Below are 19,259 nucleotides of genomic sequence, written 5' to 3' on the forward strand. Positions count from 1 at the left end.
GGGAATAGCTCAGTTGGTAGAGCACGACCTTGCCAAGGTCGGGGTCGCGAGTTCGAGTCTCGTTTCCCGCTCCAAATAAACGAAAACGCCGCTCAATCGAGCGGCGTTTTCGTTTCTGTCGTTTGCGTTCAGGCCGTTCGTGCCAGATACAGCAGGGCATAGCCCAGCCCGCACAATCCCCAGCCCAGCCAGGGCGAGAACAAGGCGCGCCACAGCCAGTGGCGCGGGGTGAAGCCGACGCCATGGATGAAGGCGCAGGATACGCCCCACATCACCAACATCAGCAGCGAATGGCTGTAGCGCCCCTGGCTGTCGAGCATGGCGCCGGGGTGGATCAACAGCAGCAGCGCCAGCGGTGTGGCCAGCAGCCAGGAGAGCACGCGCATGGGCGCGCGCTCGCTCAGGGCGAAATCACTCATGTTCGCCATCGGTATCGAGATCCTGTGTGGTTTCCAGCCACAGTGCGTTGATGATGCCGAAGCTGCTGGCCAGCAGCACGCCAAGAATCCAGGTGAAGTACCACATCGCGTTTCTCCTCAATACAGGCCGTGGGGGTTGGCTTCGATGCTGCGGTCGTTGAGCTTGCCCCACATCTTCACATAGCCCCAGAGGGTGTAGATGAGGATGATCGGCACGAAGATGCAGGCGACGACGAACATGATGCCCAGGGTCTTGTGGCTCGATACCGCGTCCCACACCGTGAGGCTGGAGGCTGCATCGAGGCTCGACGGGAAAACGAAGGGGAACAGGGCGAAGCCGGCGGTGCAGATGGCGCCGACGATCATCAGGCTGCTGCCGATGAAGGCCAGGCCGGCGCGCCGCCAGGTGCTGGCGAGGATGGCCAGCAGTGCACCGACCACGCCCAGCACCGGGGCGATCAGCGTCAGCGGATAGCGGCCGTAGTTACCGAGCCAGCCGGCATTGTCGGCCAGTACCTGCTTGTTCAGCGGGTTCAGCCCGGCGCCGGTATCGATGGCACTGACCAGGCTCATGCCTTTGATGCCAAGGGCCAACCAGCTACCCGCCAGCAGGAAACCGATCAGGAAGACCAGTGCACTGATATAGGTGGCACGGCGCGAGCGTGCGGCCAGGTCACCTTCGGTGCGCATCATCAGCCAGGCGCCGCCGTGGCTGCAGAGCATGCTCAGGCTGACCACGCCGCAGAGCAGGGCGAAGGGGTTGAGCAGGGCGAAGAAGGAGCCGTGGTAGCTCGAGCGCATCATGTCGTCGAGCTGGAACGGCAGGCCGAGGAACAGGTTGCCGAAGGCCACGCCGAATACCAGTGACGGTACCGCGCCGCCAACGAACAGGGCCCAGTCCCAGGCGCTGCGCCAGCGGGTGTTTTCCAGTTTGCTGCGGTAATCGAAGCCCACCGGGCGGCAGAACAGGGCGAACAGCACCAGCAGCATGGCCCAGTACAGCCCGGAGAAGGCCACCGCGTAGACCATCGGCCAGGCGGCGAACAGCGCGCCGCCGGCGGTGATGAACCACACCTGGTTGCCGTCCCAGTGCGGGGCGATGGTGTTGATGGCGACGCGGCGCTCGTTGTCGGTCTTACCGACGAAGGGCATCAGCGCCATGGCGCCCATGTCGAAGCCATCGGTGAGGGCGAAACCGATCAGCAGCACGCCGATCAGCACCCACCAGACGAGTTTCAGGGTTTCGTAGTCGAACATGACAAAGTCCTCAGGCGTGGGCCGGCTGCTGTTGTTCGAAGTGGTAGCGTCCGCTGTGCAGGCTCGAGGGGCCGAGGCGGGCGAACTTGATCATCAGGTACATCTCCACCACCAGCAGCAGGCTGTAGAAGGCGATCAGCGCGGTCAGCGAACCCCAAATGTCGCCGGTCGACAGGCTGGAGGTGGACAGGTGAACGGGCAACACTTCACCGATCGACCAGGGTTGGCGGCCATGTTCGGCCACGTACCAGCCGGTCTGCGCGGCGATCCACGGCAGCGGCAGGCTCCACAGCGCCCACTTCAGTAACCAGGGCTTGCTCTCTTCGTTCTTCTTCGCCGAGGCCCAGAAGGCGCAGGCGAACAGCAGCAGCATGAGGAAGCCACTGGCGACCATGATGCGGAAGGTCCAGAACAGGCTGAACACGTTGGGGATGGTGTCCAGTGCTGCCTGACGGATCTGCGCTTCGCTGGCATCGACCACATGCTCCGTGTACTTCTTCAGCAGCAGGCCATAGCCCAGATCGCCCTTCACCTGATTGAAGGCGGCGATGGTTTCGGCCGACTTGTCGCCACCACGCAGTTGCTCCAGCAGCGCATAGGCCTGCATGCCCGTGCGGATGCGCGCCTCGTGCTCGACGAGCAGATCCTTGATGCCCTTGACCTCCTTGTCCAGCGAACGGGTGGCGATCAGGCCCAAGGCGTAGGGGATCTTCACCGCATAGTCGGTGCGTTGTTCTTGCTGATCGGGCAGGCCGAACAGGGTGAAGCCGGCCGGTGCCGGATGGGTGTCCCATTCGGCCTCGATGGCGGCCAGCTTGGTCTTCTGCACGTCACCGATCTCGTAACCGGACTCGTCGCCGAGGATGATCACCGAGAGGATCGAAGCCAGGCCGAAGGCCGAGGCGATGGCGAAGGAGCGTCGGGCGAAGCCCTGGTCACGCTTCTTCAGCAGGTAGTAGCTGGAGATGGCCAGGACGAAGATCGAGCCGGTGACGTAGCCAGCCGCCACGGTGTGGACGAACTTGACCTGCGCCACCGGGTTGAACAGCAGCGCGCCGAAGTCAGTCAGCTCCATGCGCATGGTCTCGAAGTTGAACTCGGCACCGACCGGGTTCTGCATCCAGCCGTTGGCGATGAGGATCCACAGTGCCGAGAGATTCGAGCCAATCGCCACCAGCCAGGTGACGGCCAGGTGCTGCACCTTCGACAGGCGATCCCAGCCGAAGAAGAACAGGCCGATGAAGGTGGATTCGAGGAAGAAGGCCATCAACCCTTCGATAGCCAGCGGAGCGCCGAAGATGTCGCCGACATAGTGGCTGTAGTAGGCCCAGTTGGTGCCGAACTGGAATTCCATGGTCAGCCCGGTGGTGACGCCCAGGGCGAAGTTGATGCCGAACAGCTTGCCCCAGAACTTGACCATATCCTTGTAGACCTGTTTGCCGGTCATCACATAGACCGACTCCATGATCGCCAACAGGAAGGCCATGCCCAGGGTCAGCGGCACGAAGATGAAGTGATACATCGCTGTCATGGCGAACTGCAGGCGTGACAGGTCGACGACTGATTCCGAGATCATCTCGGTTTCTCCTCGGTGGGTATTGAAGACGGGGCGGGCTGACCGAACAGGTGCTGTTCAACGCGCTGCTGGCCGTCCTGGGGTACGGTCGGCGCGTTGAACCAGATGGCCTTGATGCCCAGCAGCAGGGTCAGCTTGATCAGCAGGATGACGGCGATTTCGCGTACCAGCGGAATGCGCCAGGGGGAATTTGGGGTGGGCTCGGACATCTCGACACTCCGGTTTTGCCAGTGCTCGTAGTGATTCGGCACCGGCAGAGTGGATGTGTCTTAATGTTACTGGGTACTCGTGGGGGTATATAGGGGCGACTATTGATGCAGGTCAGGGGAATGGCAGTTAGTGGATAAAATCCCGCATCGGTTGGCCTTGGGTGTTCATTCGAAGACGGGCAGGTTAGGCGTCAGCAGCTCGAGACCGGCCGCTTGCCAGGCTTCGATGCCGCCGGACAGGGAGAGCACGTTGCGGTAACCCATTTCCCGTAGCGCGTCGGCAGCCAGGGCCGAGCGGCCGCTGGTCTTGCAATAGAGCACCAGTTTGAGCGTGCGGTCGGCCAGTTGCGGATCGTTGCTCAGTTTGAATTCCAGCAGGCCGCGGGGAATGTTGATGGCGCGGGGGATGTGCGCGCTGGCGAATTCGTCCGCCTCGCGCACATCGATCAGCAGGTCGGCATCACGGATGGCCGCTGTGGCCTGCTGAATGCCAACTTCAGCGATGCGGGCCTTGGCGGCGAGTACCAGATCATGAGCGCTTTTCATGGGTATTTCCTTGCAGGGGCTGTGGTTGAGCGTCTGGCGCTGGAGAGAGCTGCCTGAGTGCCTCGAACTGGCTGATGAACACCTGTCCGCCGAAGCTCTGCAGGAAGTCGGAACGGCGTAGCTGATCCATGACCGGCCCCTTGACCTCGGACAGGTGCAGTTGCACCCCGGCTGCATGCAGGCGCTCGGCTATGTTTTGCAGCGAATCCAGGGCGCTGGCGTCGATCAGGTTGACGCCCGAGCACATCAGCACCAGGTGGCGTACCTGCGGTCGGCTGGCGATCAGCTCGCCAATGCGCTCTTCCAGGTAGCGCGCATTGGGGAAGTACAGGCTCTCGTCGACGCGCAGCGACAGCACGCTGGGGGACTCGATCACGGCGAAGCGCTCGACGTTGCGAAAATGCTCGCTGCCCGGCACCTGGCCGACCACAGCGATGTGTGGCTGGCTGGTGCGCCAGAGAAACAGCAGCAGCGACAAGCCGACGCCGAGCAGGATGCCGGCCTCGACGCCGATCAGCAGCACGCCGAGCAGGGTGGCGACCTGCGCGGCGCCGTCCTGGCGTGAATAACGCCAGGTGTGCCGGAGTGACTTGAGGTCGACCAGACTGAGCACGGCGACGATGATGGTTGCGGCTAGCACGGCTTGTGGCAGGTCGTGCAGCAGGGGCGTCAGCAGCATCACGCTGACGCCGATGCCGAGGGCGGTGAATACGCCAGCCATGGGTGTCTGCGCGCCGGCATCGTAGTTGACCACCGAACGGGCGAAGCCGCCGGTGACCGGGAAACCACCGCTGAACGCCGCGCTGATATTGGCGGCGCCGAGGCCGAGCAGTTCACTGTCCGGCTGGATACGTTGGCGCCGCTTGGCCGCCAGGGTCTGGCCGACCGATACCGATTCGACGAAGCCGACCAGGCTGATCAGCAGCGCCGCGGGCAGCAGCTGCACGGCCAGGTCGAAATCCAGCGTGGGCAGGGTCAGCCCCGGCAAGCCCTGGGGCACCACTCCGACTACCCGGACCCCGGCTTGCTCCAATTGCAGCAGGCCGACAGCGGTAATGGCCACGATGATCGCCAGCACCGGCCCGGCCTTGGCCAGATTGCCCGCCAGTTGTGGCGACAGGCCAAGGCGTTGCAGCAGGGGCTTGAGCTGGGTTCTGGCCCACCACAGCCAGGCCAGGCTGAGGGCGCCGATAAGCAGAGTCGGGCCGTGCGTGGCGGGCAGCGCAGCGAAAAGCTGTGGCAGCAGGTGCGGCAGGTTTTCCCCGGACGCCGAGACGCCGAGCAGGTGCTTGAGCTGGCCGACGGCGATGAGAATGCCGGAGGCGCTGATGAAGCCTGAGACCACCGGATGGCTGAGGAAGTTGGCGATAAAGCCCAGGCGCAGCATGGCCATGGCCGCCAACAGCAAGCCGGACAGCAGGGCCAGGAGCATGGCCGCGCCGGCATATTCGGCGCTGCCACTTGGGAACATGGGCGTGAGCGTGGCAGCCGTCATCAACGACACCACCGCCACCGGGCCAACGGCCAGGGTGCGGCTGGAGCCGAACAGGGCATAGGCCAGCAGCGGCAATATGCTGGCGTAGAGGCCCGTCACCGGTGGCAGACCCGCGAGCATGGCATAGGCCAGGCTCTGCGGAATCAGCATCAGGGTGACGATCAGTGCGGCGAGTCCATCCTGCGCTGCGCTGCCTCGGTCGTAGCGTCTGCCCCAGTCCAGGCAGGGCAGCCAGTGGCTCAGTTTCATTTCTGTTCCTTGCCGAAATCACAGGCAGCGGGCGCCTCGACCACCAGTGGCTGGTGCGGTAGGTGCTTGGGCTCGGCCATCCACTCGCGGCCGCGCAGCATCAGGTCGAAGTAGATGCTCGGCATCATCCGCACCTTGAGATCCCAGGCCATGCGCCGTGGCACCGCCGGATCCAGCGGGAAGGTGGGCAGCAGTTTGCCGCCGTAGCCGAATTCGGCCAGTACCACCTTGCCGCGTTCCACGGTCAGAGGGCAGGAGCCATATCCATCGTAGATCGCCTGTGGGCCCTTGCCGGCCAGAACAGCCAGTACGTTCTCGGCAACCACGGGCGCCTGTTTACGCACCGCTGCAGCAGTCTTCGCATTCGGTGCGGCGCACACGTCGCCCAGACTGAACACGTTGCCGAAGCGCGGGTGGCGCAGGGTTTCGTGATCGGCCTCCACCCAGCCGTCGGCGCCGGCCAAGGGGCTCTGGCGGACGAATTCGGGCGCGCGCTGCGGCGGTACTGCGTGGAGGAAGTCGAAGGACTTTTCCAGCGTCTTGCTTTCGCCGCTTGCATCGGTCTGCTTGAACCAGGCGCGGCGGCCCGGGCCATCGACGGCGATCAGGTTGGTGCTGAAGTTGAGGTGGGCGCCGTAGCGCTCTACGTACTGCATCAGCGGCGGCACGAAGGTCGGTACCCCGAACAAGACGGCGCCGGCTGAACACAGTTCGACATCGATCTGTGGCAGCACACCCTGCTTCAGCCACCAGTCGCAGGACAGGTACAGGGCCTTCTGCGGCGCGCCAGCACACTTGATCGGCATGGGTGGCTGGGTGAACAGTGCGCGGCCCTTGCGCAGGCTCTGCACCAGTTGCCAGGTGTAAGGTGCCAGTTCGAACTGGTAGTTGGATGTCACACCGTTCTTGCCCAGGGTTTCCTTGAGGCCTTCGATACCGTCCCAATGCAGGCTGAGGCCGGGGCAAACGATCAGGGCGCGATAGTTCACCCGGTTACCGTCTTCCAGCACCACGCGCTGCTGATCCGGCTCGAAGCCGGCCACCGCTGCACGGATCCAGTGCGCGCCATGGGGGATGCAGCGCGCCATCGGCCGTTCGGTGCGGGCGCGGTCGAAGATGCCGGCGCCCACCAATGTCCAGCCTGGTTGGTAATAGTGCTGCTCACGGGGTTCGATCACGGCGACGCGCAAGTCGGCATTGCGCTTGAGCAGGCTGGCGGTCACCGCGCAACCGGCGGCGCCACCACCTACCACCACCACATCATAACGTTGGGTCGGTGTGTTGCTCGGTTGCGCCTGGATAAGCGGTGCCTGCTGCCAGCGTTGTTCCAGGCGCGGCGCCAAACCGCTGAGGTCGTAACCCTGTGCGCCTGCCGTGCTCAGCAACACCTGCGGGTCCAGATGGTGGGCTTCGCTCAGCGCCCACAGGCTGGTGGAGCGGGTACCTGTCCGGCAGAACGCCAGCAGTGGGCCACGTATTTCCCCGAGCAGGGCGCTGAAGGAGCTGACATCTTCATCGCTGATCTGCCCGGACGTTACCGGCAGGTAGTGGTAGTCGAGGCCGCTGGCCTTGGCCGCGGCAGCCATTTCGGCGGAGCTGGGTTGGCCTTCACCTTCACCATCTGGACGGTTGTTGATCACGCTGCGAAAGCCGGCAGCGGCGAGCATGCCCATGTCGCCAGGTTGTAACTGAGCAGCCACGGCAATGAAGGGCGTCAGACGCTTGAGTGATTCCATGGTGATGACCTCAGAGGACGTCCAGGGGGATCTTCAGGTAGCGGGTGCCGTTGTCTTCGGCAGGCGGCAGCTTTCCGGCGCGCATGTTGATCTGCACCGAAGGCAGTATCAGGTTGGGCATGCCCAGTGTGGCGTCACGCTGGCGCCGCATGGCGACGAAATCAGCTTCGGCGATGCCCTGGTGAACGTGGATGTTGTGCGCGCGTTCCTCGGCCACCGTGGTCTGATTGCGAAAGTCATCGCGGCCCGGCGCCTTGTAGTCGTGACACATGAACAGACGGGTTTCGCCGGGCAGGGCGAACAGTTTCTGGATCGACTGGTAGAGGATGTGCGCATCGCCGCCGGGGAAGTCGCAGCGCGCGGTGCCGTAGTCGGGCATGAACAGGGTGTCGCCGACGAAGCCCGCATCACCGATCAGGTAGGTCATACAGGCTGGGGTATGGCCGGGCGTATGGATGGCTCGCGCCTGCAATTCGCCGATGTGGAAGGAGTCGCCATCGTGGAACAGGCGGTCGAACTGGCTGCCATCGGTGGCGAATTCGCTGCCGGCGTTGAACAGCTTGCCGAAGGTGTTCTGCACCACGGTGATGTGCTCGCCGATGGCCAGCTTGCCGCCCAGCTCACGCTTGAGATAGGGCGCGGCGGACAGATGATCGGCGTGTACGTGGGTCTCCAGCAACCATTCGACGTGCAGGCCGCGCTCCTTGACGAAGGCGATGATGCGGTCTGCGCCGGCGTGTGAGGTGCGCCCGGAGGCCGGGTCATAGTCAAGCACCGAGTCGACGACCGCGCAGTGCTGCGTGGCAGGATCGATGACGACGTAGCTGTAGGTGTAGGTGGCAGGGTCGAAGAATTCGACGACATCGGGATGCATGGTCAGGCTCCTCTCTTATACCCATGGGGGTATTTTAATTAAGAGTAAGCGTAACTGTTTTTTGGTTCTATGCTTAGATTAAAAATGAATAATAAAAGAGGCCTTGTTCGGGACGGCTATAACCGTCGGGCCAACTTGCCGCGGCGTCTGGCGCGTGAGGGATGGGCCAGATTCGGCGCGCGCGAGCGGCGCGCCGGGAGGGCATCAGGTGTACTTGGTAAAAATCTCGCGTACGCGCTGCAGTGAGGCCTCGGTGTCCTGCTCAGGGTCGAGCATGGCTTCTTCGATCAGGCAGGTCAGCATCAGCCGGTAGGACTTGTCCAGCGCGCTACGCGCCGCCGAGAACTGCTGGGCGATGGCGGCACAGTCCTCGCCGCGCTTGATCATCGCCTGGATGCCACGGATCTGTCCCTCGACCCGGGCCAGGCGCTTGAGCATCGCCTGCTGCTGTTCGAGCATGCGTGCGTGCAGGTCGGTAGTCTCGGTCATTGCGTTTCCTGTGCGAGGGGGTGAGTCAGGGTAAAGGCGCCGCGAAGTTCGCCGACCTTATAACCGCGGGCCTGATCGTGCGGATAATACTGGTCAATGGCCTCTTGTACCTCTGCTTTGATCGAGGTGCCATGACAGGCCATGCAAGGCTCGCCAACGGCAATGGCTTGCATGTAGCGATATTCGCCGTCGACTTCTTCGCCGTAGCGTAATTCCTTGATCGGCGTTCCGGCTGACGCGGCTTCGGCAAAACGCTCGAGCACATTGCGCTCCCAGGCATCAGGGGCATTGTTCGGGTTGCGTACCTTGAGTGAGGTGCGGCCCAGTTGCCAGGCTTGCTGGCTGTGCTCGCTGGCGATCTGTGGCGCCAGCGCCTGGCAGGCCTGTACTGCTGCAATCGGCCCGCCATCGGCGATGGCCTGGCGTACCGTGCCCAGCAAATGCTCGGCGAATGGTGGGATCTGTGCCGCGGCTTCGTCTTGCCAGGGGGCGGCGGCGTGTGCGGCGGTGCAGGCGAACAATGTGGCGAGCAGGATTGGGCGCATGATCAGGTCTCATAAATACTGGTGGGGGTATTTATGCATGAAAATGCAAAGCCTGTCATCGCAGTTGCCTGCGACATTCTGACCAGTGGAATGGTTAGCGGTTGATCAGTGCTTGGCGCCGTCGGTAGACAGCGCCAGCAGCTGTTTTTCCTGATTCCAGTCGAAGGGTTCGTCGTTCTCTTCGGCTTCGAAGCGGCGCTCGTCGAGGGCCTGGTACAGGGCGATTTCCTCGTCGGGCATGAAGTGCAGGCAGTCGCCGCCGAAGAACCACAGCAGGTCGCGTGGCACCAAGTGGGCGATCTGTGGGTAGCGGTGGAATACCTGGCTGATCAGATCCTGGCCTAGGTATTGGCTGGATACCGGGTCGCGCGGCAGTTCGGCGAGCAGTTCGTCGTAGCGCTCGAGGAACAGGGCGTGGCTATCGTCGAGCACCTGTTCGGCTTCGCCCAGGGCGACGAGAATGCCGCGCAGGTGGTTGAGCAGGGCGAGGTGGTGGTCGAGGTGGCTGGCCATGGTGCAGATTCCTGAAGGGTAAAACGGGCGCAGGAGTATAGAGTTCCTGACGCCCGCTGTCCCGTTTGGGTGGCTTTCGTGGGAGAGGGCTTCAGTTGCGACCAAAGAAAATCGCGGCTGAAGCCCCTCCCACGAAGCGCTGGGTTAGCGCACCTTGCCGCGGCTGAGCTTGAGCTCGTCCTTGGCGAAGTCGTCGACGTCGATGACCCGACGGCGCGCCGCTTCGGCTGCTTGCAGATGCTGACCCTGTTCGCTGTCGAGGATGCCGGCGGCAATTGCCGCTTCGATGGCGTCCTGGCCCGGCGCCGGTTGCAGGCTGCCGTCCTTGAGGGCCTGGTGCAGACGCTTGCGTGCGGCCTGGCTGGCCTGCACCAGGTTCAGCGCATGCTGCAGGGCGCCGACCGAATCCTGATCGGCCTGCGGGCGATAGCAGCCTTCCAGCACCGACTCTAGTGCCGGGTCGCCGGCCTGACGGCCGATGATCGCGGCCACTTCGGCGTCCAGCGCATCGCTCGGGCCGTTATGACGACGGCCAAGCGGGAACACCAGCACCTTCAGCAGGCAGCCGAATAGGCGGTTGGGGAAGTTGCTCAGCAGGTCATCCAGCGCTTGCTCGGCCTGGTAGAGGTTTTCTTCCATGGCCCAGCGCAGCATCGGCCTTACGGCTTCCTGATAGTCCAGGTCGTGGTAACGCTTGAGCGCGGCTGAGCCCAGGTAGAGGTGGCTGAGCACGTCACCGAGGCGTGCGGATAGGCGTTCGCGCCGCTTCAGGTCGCCGCCGAGCAGCATCATGCTGCTGTCGGCACACAGGGCGAAGGCCGCCGCCAGGCGATTGAGCGCGCGGTAGTAGGGCTGGCTGAGATCGTCGCCGGGCACCGCGCCCAGGCGGCCCAGGGTCAGGCCGAGCAACAGACTGCTGGCGGCGTTGCCGACGGCGAAGCCGATATGGCTCATCAGCAGCGCATCGAATTCGGCCAGCGCCTGATCCTTGTCGTCGCGGTCGGCCAGGGCCATTTCCTTGAGTACGTACGGATGGCAGCGAATGGCGCCCTGGCCGAAGATCATCAGGTTGCGCGAGAGGATATTGGCGCCCTCGACGGTGATGAAGATCGGCGCCCCCTGCCAGGAGCGGCCCAGGTAGTTGTTCGGGCCCATGATGATGCCCTTGCCGCCGTGCACGTCCATGGCGTGGCCGATGCATTCGCGGCCGCGTTCGGTCAGGTGGTACTTGAGGATTGCCGACAGCACCGAGGGTTTCTCGCCCAAGTCGACGGCGTTGGCGGTGAGAATGCGCGCGCTGTCCATCAGCCAGGCGTTGCCGCCGATGCGCGCCAGCGCTTCCTGAATGCCCTCGAAGGCCGCCAGCGGCACATTGAACTGCTCACGCAGTTGCGCGTACTGACCGGTGACGAGGCTGGTGAACTTGGCGGCGCCAGTGCCGACCGCCGGCAGGGAAATGGAGCGGCCGACCGACAGGCAGTTCATCAGCATCATCCAGCCTTTGCCCAGATACTCCTGGCCTCCGATCAGGTAATCCAGCGGAATGAACACGTCCTTGCCCGAGTTCGGCCCGTTCATGAAGGCGGCGCCCAGCGGCAGGTGGCGACGGCCGATGTCCACACCGGGGGTATCGGTGGGGATCAGCGCCAGGCTGATGCCGAGGTCTTCCTTGTCGCCCAGCAGGTGATCCGGGTCGTAGGCCTTGAAGGCCAGGCCGAGCAAGGTGGCCACCGGGCCGAGGGTGATGTAGCGCTTTTCCCAGTTCAGGCGCAGGCCAATGACTTCTTCGCCGTTGTACTGGCCCTTGCAGATGATCCCGGTGTCCGGCATGGCGCCGGCGTCGGAGCCGGCCAGCGGGCCGGTGAGGGCGAAGCAGGGAATATCTTCACCGCGTGCCAGGCGTGGCAGGTAGTGCTGGCGTTGCTCGTCGGTGCCGTAGTGCAGCAGCAGTTCGGCCGGACCGAGGGAGTTGGGCACCATCACGGTGGAGGCCAGATCGCCGCTGCGGGTCGCCAGTTTCATCGCCACCTGCGAGTGGGCGTAGGCCGAGAAGCCCTTGCCGCCGTACTCCTTGGGAATGATCAGGGCAAAGAAACCGTGCTGCTTGATGTGCTCCCAGGCCTTCTCCGGCAGATCCATCTGCTGGCCGACCTGCCAGTCGCTGATCATGGCGCAGAGTTCTTCGGTGGGGCCGTCAAGGAAGGCTTGTTCCTCTTCGCTCAGCTTGGCCTTGGGGTAGGCCAGCAGCTTGTCCCAGTCGGGCTTGCCGCTGAACAGCTCGCCATCCCACCACACGGTGCCGGCTTCGATGGCGTCGCGTTCGGTGGCGGACATCGGCGGCAGCACGCGCTGGAACCAGGCGAACAGCGGGCTGGTGAACAGTTGCCGGCGCAGGTCGCTCAGCAGAACGAAGGCAGCGACGGCGCCGGTGACGATCCACAGCAGCAGTTGCAACCAGCCCGGTACCGGGCTGAACAATGCCATGGCCACCAGGTAGGCTGCGGTGATGCCGAGGGCAGGTAGGGCAGCGGTGCGGCTATGGGCCAGGTAGGCGACCCCGAGCAGCAGAACCAGCAACCAGATGACGAGCATGTGCATTCCTCCATGATTCGAACGGGCGACGCCCCGAGCATAGCCTTAATTGGCGGCAGGGGCGCTGAGCTAGGCTGGAACGTCGTCAACGTGGTGCAATCGACGGGGTCAGGCTGAAGCGAACTCCAGGAGTACCCGCAATGCGGACCTACCTACGTCCCGGCCGCTTCATTGACAATGACCATTCCGCGGTAAGCGAGTTCGCCGAACCTTGGTGTGGTGCGTCACGGGAACCCAGCAGTCAGGCCATGGCTTGCTGTGCATCGGCCATTGCGGCATGCCGTGCGGGCCGAGCGTTTTATCGACTCAGTCGATAATCAACATCGCCAGGACGGTCTTTTCTCCGCACGTGCGGCTCGGTAGGGTGCATGCCAGCAATACTTGGTGGGGAAACACGTGGTTGCAATCGTGCGTCTTCGCCCTCATCTATAACGATCTCATTCTCGCGCGGGAAACCCCATCTTCATGAGCTCCGCCCTGACCATTCGCCAGTTGACCAAGACCTACGGAAACGGCTTCCAGGCCCTGCACGGCATCGATCTGGACGTCGCCGAAGGTGACTTCTTCGCCTTGCTCGGCCCCAATGGTGCCGGCAAATCCACCACCATCGGCGTGCTCTCCACGCTGGTGAACAAGAGCAGCGGCACGGTCAGCGTGTTCGGTTATGACCTCGACCGTGAACCCTACGCGCTCAAGCGCTGCCTCGGCGTGGTGCCGCAGGAGTTCAACTTCAACCAGTTCGAGAAGGTGTTCGACATCGTCGTCACCCAGGCCGGCTACTACGGCATTCCGCGTTCGATCGCCAAGCAGCGCGCCGAGCAGTACCTGACCCAGCTCGGTCTGTGGGAAAAGCGCAATGTCGCCTCGCGCGAGCTGTCCGGCGGCATGAAACGACGGCTGATGATCGCCCGCGCCCTGGTGCACAAGCCGCGCCTGCTGATCCTCGACGAGCCGACCGCCGGCGTGGACATCGAGCTGCGCCGCTCGATGTGGAGCTTCCTCACCGAGCTGAACAAGCAGGGCACCACCATCATCCTCACCACCCATTACCTTGAGGAGGCCGAGCAACTGTGCCGCAATATCGGCATCATCGACCATGGGCGCATCGTCGAGCTGAGCAGCATGAAGGATCTGCTGAAGAAGCTGCATGTCGAGACCTTCCTGCTCGACCTCAAGGACTCCTACAGCGAGGCGCCGAACCTGACCGGCTACCCGGTGCGCCTGGTCGACCACCACACCCTGGAGGTGCAGGTGGAGAAGAGCCAGGGCCTCAATGCGCTGTTCCAGCAACTGGCACAGCAGCAGGTGCAGGTGCTGAGCCTGCGCAACAAGAGCAATCGCCTGGAGGAGCTGTTCGTCTCCCTGGTGGAAAAGAACCTGGCCAAGGTGGCGCAATGAATACCCCGTACCTCAACAGCGAATTTGCCGCCAACCTGGTGGCCCTGCGTACCATCGTTCACCGCGAAATCCGTCGCTTCGTACGCATCTGGCCGCAGACCCTGCTGCCGCCAGCGATCACCATGGTTCTGTACTTCGTCATCTTCGGTAACCTGATCGGCCGGCAGATCGGCGACATGGGCGGTTTCACCTACATGGAGTACATCGTGCCCGGGCTGATCATGATGTCGGTGATCACCAACAGCTATGGCAACGTGGTGTCGAGCTTCTTCGGCAGCAAGTTCCAGCGCAACGTCGAGGAACTGCTGGTCTCGCCGGTATCGCCGCACACCATCCTCATCGGCTTCGTCGTCGGTGGCGTGCTGCGCGGGCTGGCGGTGGGGGTGATCGTCACCTGCCTGTCGCTGTTCTTCACCCATCTGCAGGTGCATCACCTGGGTATCACCGTGCTGGTGGTGCTGCTGACGGCGACCATCTTCTCCCTCGGCGGCTTCGTCAACGCCGTGTATGCACGCAACTTCGACGATATCTCGATCATTCCCACCTTCGTGCTGACGCCTTTGACCTACCTGGGCGGGGTGTTCTACTCCATCAGTCTGCTGCCGCCGTTCTGGCAGACGGTGTCGCTGGGCAACCCGATCCTGCACATGGTCAACGCGTTCCGCTACGGCATCCTCGGCGTGTCCGATATCCGTATCGGCGTGGCCATCGGTTTCATGCTGCTGGCGACTGCTGCGCTCTATACGCTGTGCATCCGCCTGCTGGTCAGCGGTCGTGGCATGCGCCAGTGATGCTTTTGTGGGAGCGGATTCATCCGCGATTTTCGCGGCGCAAGCCGCGGCTACAGGTTGGCGTCATCCGGGCTACGGTTGACGCTCGCGGCTGAAGCCGCTCCTATGGGGCGTGCTGGCGACCGAAAAATATAGCGAAATAACTTGCGCACCTGTCAGTGACGCAGCGGCCAGTTAGACTCCGCCTCTACCAAGAAAAAGGGGCTGATCATGACCTTGCTGTTACGTGCTCTTCCATGGCTGTTGCTGGGGGCATTCGCCCTGCCAACGAGCGCCGCCGAAGGGCCGATGGTCGAGGTGGTGCCGGTGCGGCAGATGGAGGTGCGCGACGAGCTGATCACCTTCGGCTCACTGCGCTCCGACGAGTCGGTGATGATCCGCCCGGAGGTGGAAGGGCGCCTGGCCACCCTGCATTTTCGTGAAGGTCAGGCGGTAACTGCGGGCGATCTGCTGGTCAGTCTCGACGATGCCATTGCCCGTGCCGAATTCGCTCAGGCCCGCGCCAACCTCGATCTGGCCGAGAAGAACCACCAGCGTGCGCAGATGCTGTTCCAGCGTGGCGCCAGTAACGCCCAGGCGCTGGACGAAGCGCAAAGCCAATTGCAGGCCGCTCGAGCCGCGCAGGCGTTGGCCCAGGCACGGCTCGACAAGACCCAGATCAAGGCGCCCTACGACGGCACGCTCGGCCTGCGCCAGGCCAGCGTCGGCGACTACCTCAGCGCCGGGCAGAACATCGTCAACCTGGAAGTGCTCGACCCGCTCAAGGTCGACTTCCGCATTCCGCAGAAAGCCGTGGCCCAGGTGCGCCTTGGCCAGACCGTGGAAATCGCCCTCGACACCTTTCCAGGCGAGCGCTTTCGCGGCGAAATCTACGCCATCAACCCGCGCCTGGACGAAGCCGGGCGCAGCCAGGCGATCCGCGCGCATATCGGCAACGCTGATCGCCGCCTGCGTCCGGGCCAGTTTGTCCGCGTTTCGGTGATTCTCGAGGTGCGCTCCGATGCACTGGTGATCCCCGAGGAAGCGGTAATGCCGCAGGGCGACAAGCTGCTGGTCAATCTGCTGGTCGATGACAAGGTCGAGCGCCGCGAGGTGAAACTGGGCAAACGCTTCGATGGCCTGGTCGAGGTGCGCGAAGGCCTGCAGGGTGACGAGACCATTATCAGCGCCGGCTGGCAGCGGGTGCGCGAAGGCTTGGACGTGCGCAGCAAGAGCGGGGAGCGCCAGCCGTGACGCTCTCCGATGTCTGCATTCGCAGGCCGGTATTCGCCACCGTCCTGTCGCTGATCGTGGTGCTGTTGGGCCTGATGGCCTATGACCGCCTCAACGTGCGCGAATACCCCAATATCGATGTGCCCATCGTCACCGTGCAGGTCACCTATCCAGGGGCCAGCCCGGAGATCATGGAGTCGCAGGTGGCGCAGCCGGTGGAAGACGTGCTCTCCGGCATCGAGGGCCTGGATTTCGTCGCCTCCATCAGCCGCGCGGAAAACACCCAGATCACCGCGCAGTTTCGCCTCGGCCGCAGCGCCGACGAGGCGGCCAACGATGTGCGCGACCGTCTTGGCCGGATACGCAGCCTGCTGCCAGACGAAGTCGACGAACCCATCGTGCAGAAGGTCGAGGCCGATGCTCAGCCGGTGATCTGGATCGCCTTCCACAGTCAGCAGCACAGTGCCATGGAGATCACCGATGTGCTGGAACGTGTGATCAAGGATCGCCTGCAGACCATCCCCGGCGTTTCCGAAGTGCAGGTACGCGGTGCACGCACCTTCTCCATGCGCATCTGGCTCGACCCGGAGAAGCTCGCCGCGCACAACCTCACCGTGCAGGACGTGGAAGACGCCCTGCGCCGGCAGAACGTGGAGATTCCGGCCGGGCGCATCGAGTCGCGTGAGCGCGAATTCAGCGTGCTGTCGGAGACCGATCTGCGTACGCCGGAGCAGTTCAACGAGCTGATCCTCGACGACTCGCAAGGCTATCTGCTGCGCCTGTCCGATGTTGGTCGCGCGGAGATCGGGCCGCGTGACGAACGTAGCGTCGTGCGCTTCAACGGCCTGCCGGCGGTGACTCTGGGGCTGGTCAAGCAGGCTACCGCCAACCCGCTGGATATTTCCGATGGGCTCCAGGCCGCCTGGCCCGAGATCAAGGCGTTGCTGCCCGATGGCATGAAGATGACCGTGGCCAACGACAACTCGCAGTTCATCCGCGAGTCCATCGACAACGTCTTCACCACCATCTGGGAAGCCGTGGCGCTGGTCATCCTGATCATCTTCATCTTCCTGCGCTCGCTGCGTGCCACGCTGATCCCGCTGGTGACCATTCCGGTGTCGCTGATCGGCGCCTTCGCTCTGATGTCGCTGATGGGGTTCACCATCAACACCCTGACCCTACTGGCCATGGTGCTGGCCATCGGCCTGGTGGTGGATGACGCCATCGTCATGCTGGAGAACATCCATCGCCATATCGAGGCGGGTATGAAGCCCATGCAGGCAGCCTTCAAGGGCAGCCGCGAGATCGCCTTCGCGGTGATCGCCATGACCTTGACGCTGGCCGCCGTGTTCGCCCCCATCGGTTTCATGCAGGGCACCACCGGCAAACTGTTCACCGAGTTCGCCTGGACGCTGGCAGGTTCCGTGCTGGTCTCGGGCTTCGTCGCCCTGACGCTGACGCCGATGATGTGCGCGGTGTTGCTCAGATCGCACCAGCACGAGCCGCGGCATGGCCGGGTGTACAACCTGATCGAAGGCTTCCTGAATGGCCTGACTTACAGCTACAAACGCAGCCTGGAGCGTGCATTGCAGGCCTGGCCGCTGGTGCTGGGCGTGCTGCTGGCGGCTTTCGTGCTCTGCGCCTGGCTGTTCGGCGGCCTGCGTTCCGAGCTGGCACCGACCGAGGATACCGGCACCATCGTCGGCGTGTTCAATGGCCCGGATGGCGCCACCATCGACTACACCGCGCGCTATGCCCGCGAGGTCGAGGCGGCCTACGCGAGCATTCCGGAGGTCAATCGCTATCTGGTGGTGGCGGGGTTCCCCACGGTGGCACAGGGCATTTCCTTCATGAAGTTGGAGGACTGGGGGGATCGTGTGCGCACCCAGTTCGAGATCCGCAATGAACTGCTGCCGAAACTGCAGGACATCGCCGGTATGCGCGTCACGCCAGTCAACCGCCCGCCGCTGGGGCAGAGCGCGCGCAACCAGCCGATCAACTTCGTCATCCGCTCGTCGATGGAATATGCCGAGCTGCAGGGTTACGTCGACCAACTGATGGAGCGTGTACGTGACTATCCGGGGCTGGAAGGGCTCGACAGCGACCTCAAGCTCAACTCGCCGCAGCTCAAGGTCAGCGTCAATCGTGAGCAGGCGGTGGCGGTCGGCACCGATGTGTCGGTGATCGGGCGCAGCCTGGAAAGCCTGTTCGGCAGCCGTCAGGTGACGCGCTTCAAGCAGAACGGTGAGCAGTACGACGTGCTGGTGCAACTGCAGGACATCGACCGCAGCAACCCGCAGGATCTGGATCGCGTCTACGTGCGTGACCGCGATGGCGGCATGGTGCAGTTGTCCAACCTGATCGAGGTGCATGAAACCGTGGCACCGCGCGAGCTCAACCACTTCAACCAGTTGCGCGCGGTGACCATCAGCGCCAACGTAGGTACCGGTTACACCCTGGGCGAGGCCCTGAATCATCTGGAGGCGGCTGCACGCGAGGTGTTCCCGCCGGAGACGCAATACGACTACACCGGCACCTCGCGGGATTTCAAGGAATCCAGCTCGGGCATCCTGCTGATCTTCGCCCTGGCGCTGGCCTTCATCTTCCTGGTGCTGGCCGCGCAGTTCGAGAGCTTCAGCGATCCGCTGATCATTCTGTTCAGCGTGCCCCTGTCGATGGCTGGCGCCTTGCTGGCGCTGACGCTGTTCGGTGGCACCTGGAACATCTATTCGCAGATCGGTCTGGTGACCCTGATTGGCCTGATCACCAAGCACGGCATCCTTATCGTCGAGTTCGCCAACCACCTGCTGCGTGAGGGTAAGGCGTTGCACGAGGCGGTGATCGAGGCCTCGGTGCAGCGCCTGCGGCCGATCCTGATGACCACCGGCGCCATGGTGCTGGGTTCGCTGCCGCTGGCTATCGCCACAGGCGCTGGGGCCGAAAGCCGCCAGCAGATTGGCCTGGTGATCGTCGGAGGGCTGCTGGTCGGTACCTTCTTCACGCTTTATGTGATCCCGACGCTATATCTGCTGCTACGTCGCTGGGCGCCGCTGCGCAAGATCGAGGAAGAACCAGTGGCGGTTTGAATCCTGTAGGAGGCGCTTGAGCGGCGAGCTTTTGCAGCTGTCGTGGCTGCGACTGCAGGGATGCAGCAGGTAGAGCGAAGCAGGATACCCGAGCCGAAAGCCCCTCCCACGGGGCACAGCACGACTGATTGCTGTGGTAGGAGCGAGCTCTGTTCGCGAATCGCTCTAAAGCCAGAAGCTTCGCGAGCAGAGCTCGCTCCTACAGGTGGCCGGCGTCATGCTTCGCGGGTGCGACGTCGCACTCAACCCGCTAAACTCGGCCGGTTTTTCGC

General features: G+C 63.5%; 17 protein-coding genes. 4 read left to right on the top strand and 13 right to left on the bottom strand.

Annotated features, from left to right (window positions below; all coding sequences use genetic code 11):
- Window positions 1-128: 128 nt before the first annotated feature.
- From VC352_RS19440 to VC352_RS19500, 13 genes are all read right to left on the bottom strand, one after another.
- Window positions 129-428 (bottom strand): cyd operon YbgE family protein, encoded by a 300-nt coding sequence (locus tag VC352_RS19440; protein ID WP_416340212.1) that lies wholly within the window; start codon window positions 426-428, stop codon window positions 129-131.
- On the bottom strand, window positions 412-525 hold the full coding sequence (gene cydX / locus VC352_RS19445; RefSeq protein WP_322981163.1) for a cytochrome bd-I oxidase subunit CydX: 114 nt from the start codon (window positions 523-525) through the stop codon (window positions 412-414). The genes VC352_RS19440 and cydX overlap by 17 nt, the downstream gene beginning before the upstream one ends.
- An 11-nt stretch (window positions 526-536) precedes the next feature.
- The gene (gene cydB, locus VC352_RS19450) at window positions 537-1,676 is read right to left on the bottom strand and encodes a cytochrome d ubiquinol oxidase subunit II (RefSeq protein ID WP_322981164.1); all 1,140 of its coding nucleotides are present in this window, start codon (window positions 1,674-1,676) and stop codon (window positions 537-539) included.
- 10 nt (window positions 1,677-1,686) lie between these two features.
- Entirely contained in the window at window positions 1,687-3,252 is a 1,566-nt protein-coding gene (locus VC352_RS19455; protein WP_322981165.1) for a cytochrome ubiquinol oxidase subunit I, read from the bottom strand.
- A complete protein-coding gene (gene cydP, locus VC352_RS19460; RefSeq protein ID WP_322981166.1) occupies window positions 3,249-3,461 on the bottom strand; it encodes a cytochrome oxidase putative small subunit CydP in 213 nt (70 codons plus the stop codon). Before cydP ends, VC352_RS19455 begins: the two co-directional genes overlap by 4 nt.
- A gap of 165 nt (window positions 3,462-3,626) precedes the next feature.
- Window positions 3,627-4,007, bottom strand: coding sequence for a rhodanese-like domain-containing protein (locus VC352_RS19465; RefSeq protein ID WP_322981167.1), 381 nt, complete (start codon window positions 4,005-4,007; stop codon window positions 3,627-3,629).
- Window positions 3,991-5,751 (bottom strand): SulP family inorganic anion transporter, encoded by a 1,761-nt coding sequence (locus VC352_RS19470; RefSeq protein WP_322981168.1) that lies wholly within the window; start codon window positions 5,749-5,751, stop codon window positions 3,991-3,993. Before VC352_RS19470 ends, VC352_RS19465 begins: the two co-directional genes overlap by 17 nt.
- Window positions 5,748-7,487 (bottom strand): bifunctional protein tyrosine phosphatase family protein/NAD(P)/FAD-dependent oxidoreductase, encoded by a 1,740-nt coding sequence (locus tag VC352_RS19475; protein WP_322981169.1) that lies wholly within the window; start codon window positions 7,485-7,487, stop codon window positions 5,748-5,750. Before VC352_RS19475 ends, VC352_RS19470 begins: the two co-directional genes overlap by 4 nt.
- A gap of 10 nt (window positions 7,488-7,497) precedes the next feature.
- Complete coding sequence (locus tag VC352_RS19480; RefSeq protein WP_322981170.1) at window positions 7,498-8,361, bottom strand: MBL fold metallo-hydrolase; 864 nt, start codon at window positions 8,359-8,361, stop codon at window positions 7,498-7,500.
- 204 nt (window positions 8,362-8,565) lie between these two features.
- Entirely contained in the window at window positions 8,566-8,850 is a 285-nt protein-coding gene (locus tag VC352_RS19485; RefSeq protein ID WP_322981171.1) for a metal-sensing transcriptional repressor, read from the bottom strand.
- Window positions 8,847-9,395, bottom strand: a complete 549-nt coding sequence (locus tag VC352_RS19490) for a DUF3365 domain-containing protein (protein WP_322981172.1) — start codon at window positions 9,393-9,395, stop codon at window positions 8,847-8,849. Before VC352_RS19490 ends, VC352_RS19485 begins: the two co-directional genes overlap by 4 nt.
- A 105-nt stretch (window positions 9,396-9,500) precedes the next feature.
- The gene (locus tag VC352_RS19495) at window positions 9,501-9,908 is read right to left on the bottom strand and encodes a PA2817 family protein (RefSeq protein ID WP_322981173.1); all 408 of its coding nucleotides are present in this window, start codon (window positions 9,906-9,908) and stop codon (window positions 9,501-9,503) included.
- Between the two features lie 144 nt (window positions 9,909-10,052).
- Entirely contained in the window at window positions 10,053-12,500 is a 2,448-nt protein-coding gene (locus VC352_RS19500) for an acyl-CoA dehydrogenase (protein WP_322981174.1), read from the bottom strand.
- Between the two features lie 465 nt (window positions 12,501-12,965).
- Between VC352_RS19500 and VC352_RS19510 the strand changes: the two genes are divergently transcribed.
- From VC352_RS19510 to VC352_RS19525, 4 genes are all read left to right on the top strand, one after another.
- Complete coding sequence (locus VC352_RS19510) at window positions 12,966-13,898, top strand: ABC transporter ATP-binding protein (protein ID WP_322981175.1); 933 nt, start codon at window positions 12,966-12,968, stop codon at window positions 13,896-13,898.
- Window positions 13,895-14,689: an ABC transporter permease gene (locus tag VC352_RS19515; protein WP_322981176.1), complete on the top strand. Its 795-nt coding sequence runs from the start codon at window positions 13,895-13,897 to the stop codon at window positions 14,687-14,689. The genes VC352_RS19510 and VC352_RS19515 overlap by 4 nt, the downstream gene beginning before the upstream one ends.
- A 210-nt stretch (window positions 14,690-14,899) precedes the next feature.
- Window positions 14,900-15,922 (top strand): efflux RND transporter periplasmic adaptor subunit, encoded by a 1,023-nt coding sequence (locus VC352_RS19520; protein ID WP_322981177.1) that lies wholly within the window; start codon window positions 14,900-14,902, stop codon window positions 15,920-15,922.
- Complete coding sequence (locus VC352_RS19525) at window positions 15,919-18,987, top strand: efflux RND transporter permease subunit (protein WP_322981178.1); 3,069 nt, start codon at window positions 15,919-15,921, stop codon at window positions 18,985-18,987. The genes VC352_RS19520 and VC352_RS19525 overlap by 4 nt, the downstream gene beginning before the upstream one ends.
- The last annotated feature ends 272 nt before the right edge of the window (window positions 18,988-19,259 follow it).

Source organism: Pseudomonas sp. C11, from assembly GCF_034683865.1.
Lineage (GTDB): Bacteria > Pseudomonadota > Gammaproteobacteria > Pseudomonadales > Pseudomonadaceae > Aquipseudomonas.

What these genes read in the sequence shown, in the direction of transcription:
- VC352_RS19440 (WP_416340212.1), bottom strand. Translation starts at nt 428, where the DNA reads ATGGCGAACATGAGTGATTTCGCCCTGAGCGAGCGCGCGCCCATGCGC.
- cydX (WP_322981163.1), bottom strand. Translation starts at nt 525, where the DNA reads ATGTGGTACTTCACCTGGATTCTTGGCGTGCTGCTGGCCAGCAGCTTC.
- cydB (WP_322981164.1), bottom strand. Translation starts at nt 1,676, where the DNA reads ATGTTCGACTACGAAACCCTGAAACTCGTCTGGTGGGTGCTGATCGGC.
- VC352_RS19455 (WP_322981165.1), bottom strand. Translation starts at nt 3,252, where the DNA reads ATGATCTCGGAATCAGTCGTCGACCTGTCACGCCTGCAGTTCGCCATG.
- cydP (WP_322981166.1), bottom strand. Translation starts at nt 3,461, where the DNA reads ATGTCCGAGCCCACCCCAAATTCCCCCTGGCGCATTCCGCTGGTACGC.
- VC352_RS19465 (WP_322981167.1), bottom strand. Translation starts at nt 4,007, where the DNA reads ATGAAAAGCGCTCATGATCTGGTACTCGCCGCCAAGGCCCGCATCGCT.
- VC352_RS19470 (WP_322981168.1), bottom strand. Translation starts at nt 5,751, where the DNA reads ATGAAACTGAGCCACTGGCTGCCCTGCCTGGACTGGGGCAGACGCTAC.
- VC352_RS19475 (WP_322981169.1), bottom strand. Translation starts at nt 7,487, where the DNA reads ATGGAATCACTCAAGCGTCTGACGCCCTTCATTGCCGTGGCTGCTCAG.
- VC352_RS19480 (WP_322981170.1), bottom strand. Translation starts at nt 8,361, where the DNA reads ATGCATCCCGATGTCGTCGAATTCTTCGACCCTGCCACCTACACCTAC.
- VC352_RS19485 (WP_322981171.1), bottom strand. Translation starts at nt 8,850, where the DNA reads ATGACCGAGACTACCGACCTGCACGCACGCATGCTCGAACAGCAGCAG.
- VC352_RS19490 (WP_322981172.1), bottom strand. Translation starts at nt 9,395, where the DNA reads ATGCGCCCAATCCTGCTCGCCACATTGTTCGCCTGCACCGCCGCACAC.
- VC352_RS19495 (WP_322981173.1), bottom strand. Translation starts at nt 9,908, where the DNA reads ATGGCCAGCCACCTCGACCACCACCTCGCCCTGCTCAACCACCTGCGC.
- VC352_RS19500 (WP_322981174.1), bottom strand. Translation starts at nt 12,500, where the DNA reads ATGCTCGTCATCTGGTTGCTGGTTCTGCTGCTCGGGGTCGCCTACCTG.
- VC352_RS19510 (WP_322981175.1), top strand. Translation starts at nt 12,966, where the DNA reads ATGAGCTCCGCCCTGACCATTCGCCAGTTGACCAAGACCTACGGAAAC.
- VC352_RS19515 (WP_322981176.1), top strand. Translation starts at nt 13,895, where the DNA reads ATGAATACCCCGTACCTCAACAGCGAATTTGCCGCCAACCTGGTGGCC.
- VC352_RS19520 (WP_322981177.1), top strand. Translation starts at nt 14,900, where the DNA reads ATGACCTTGCTGTTACGTGCTCTTCCATGGCTGTTGCTGGGGGCATTC.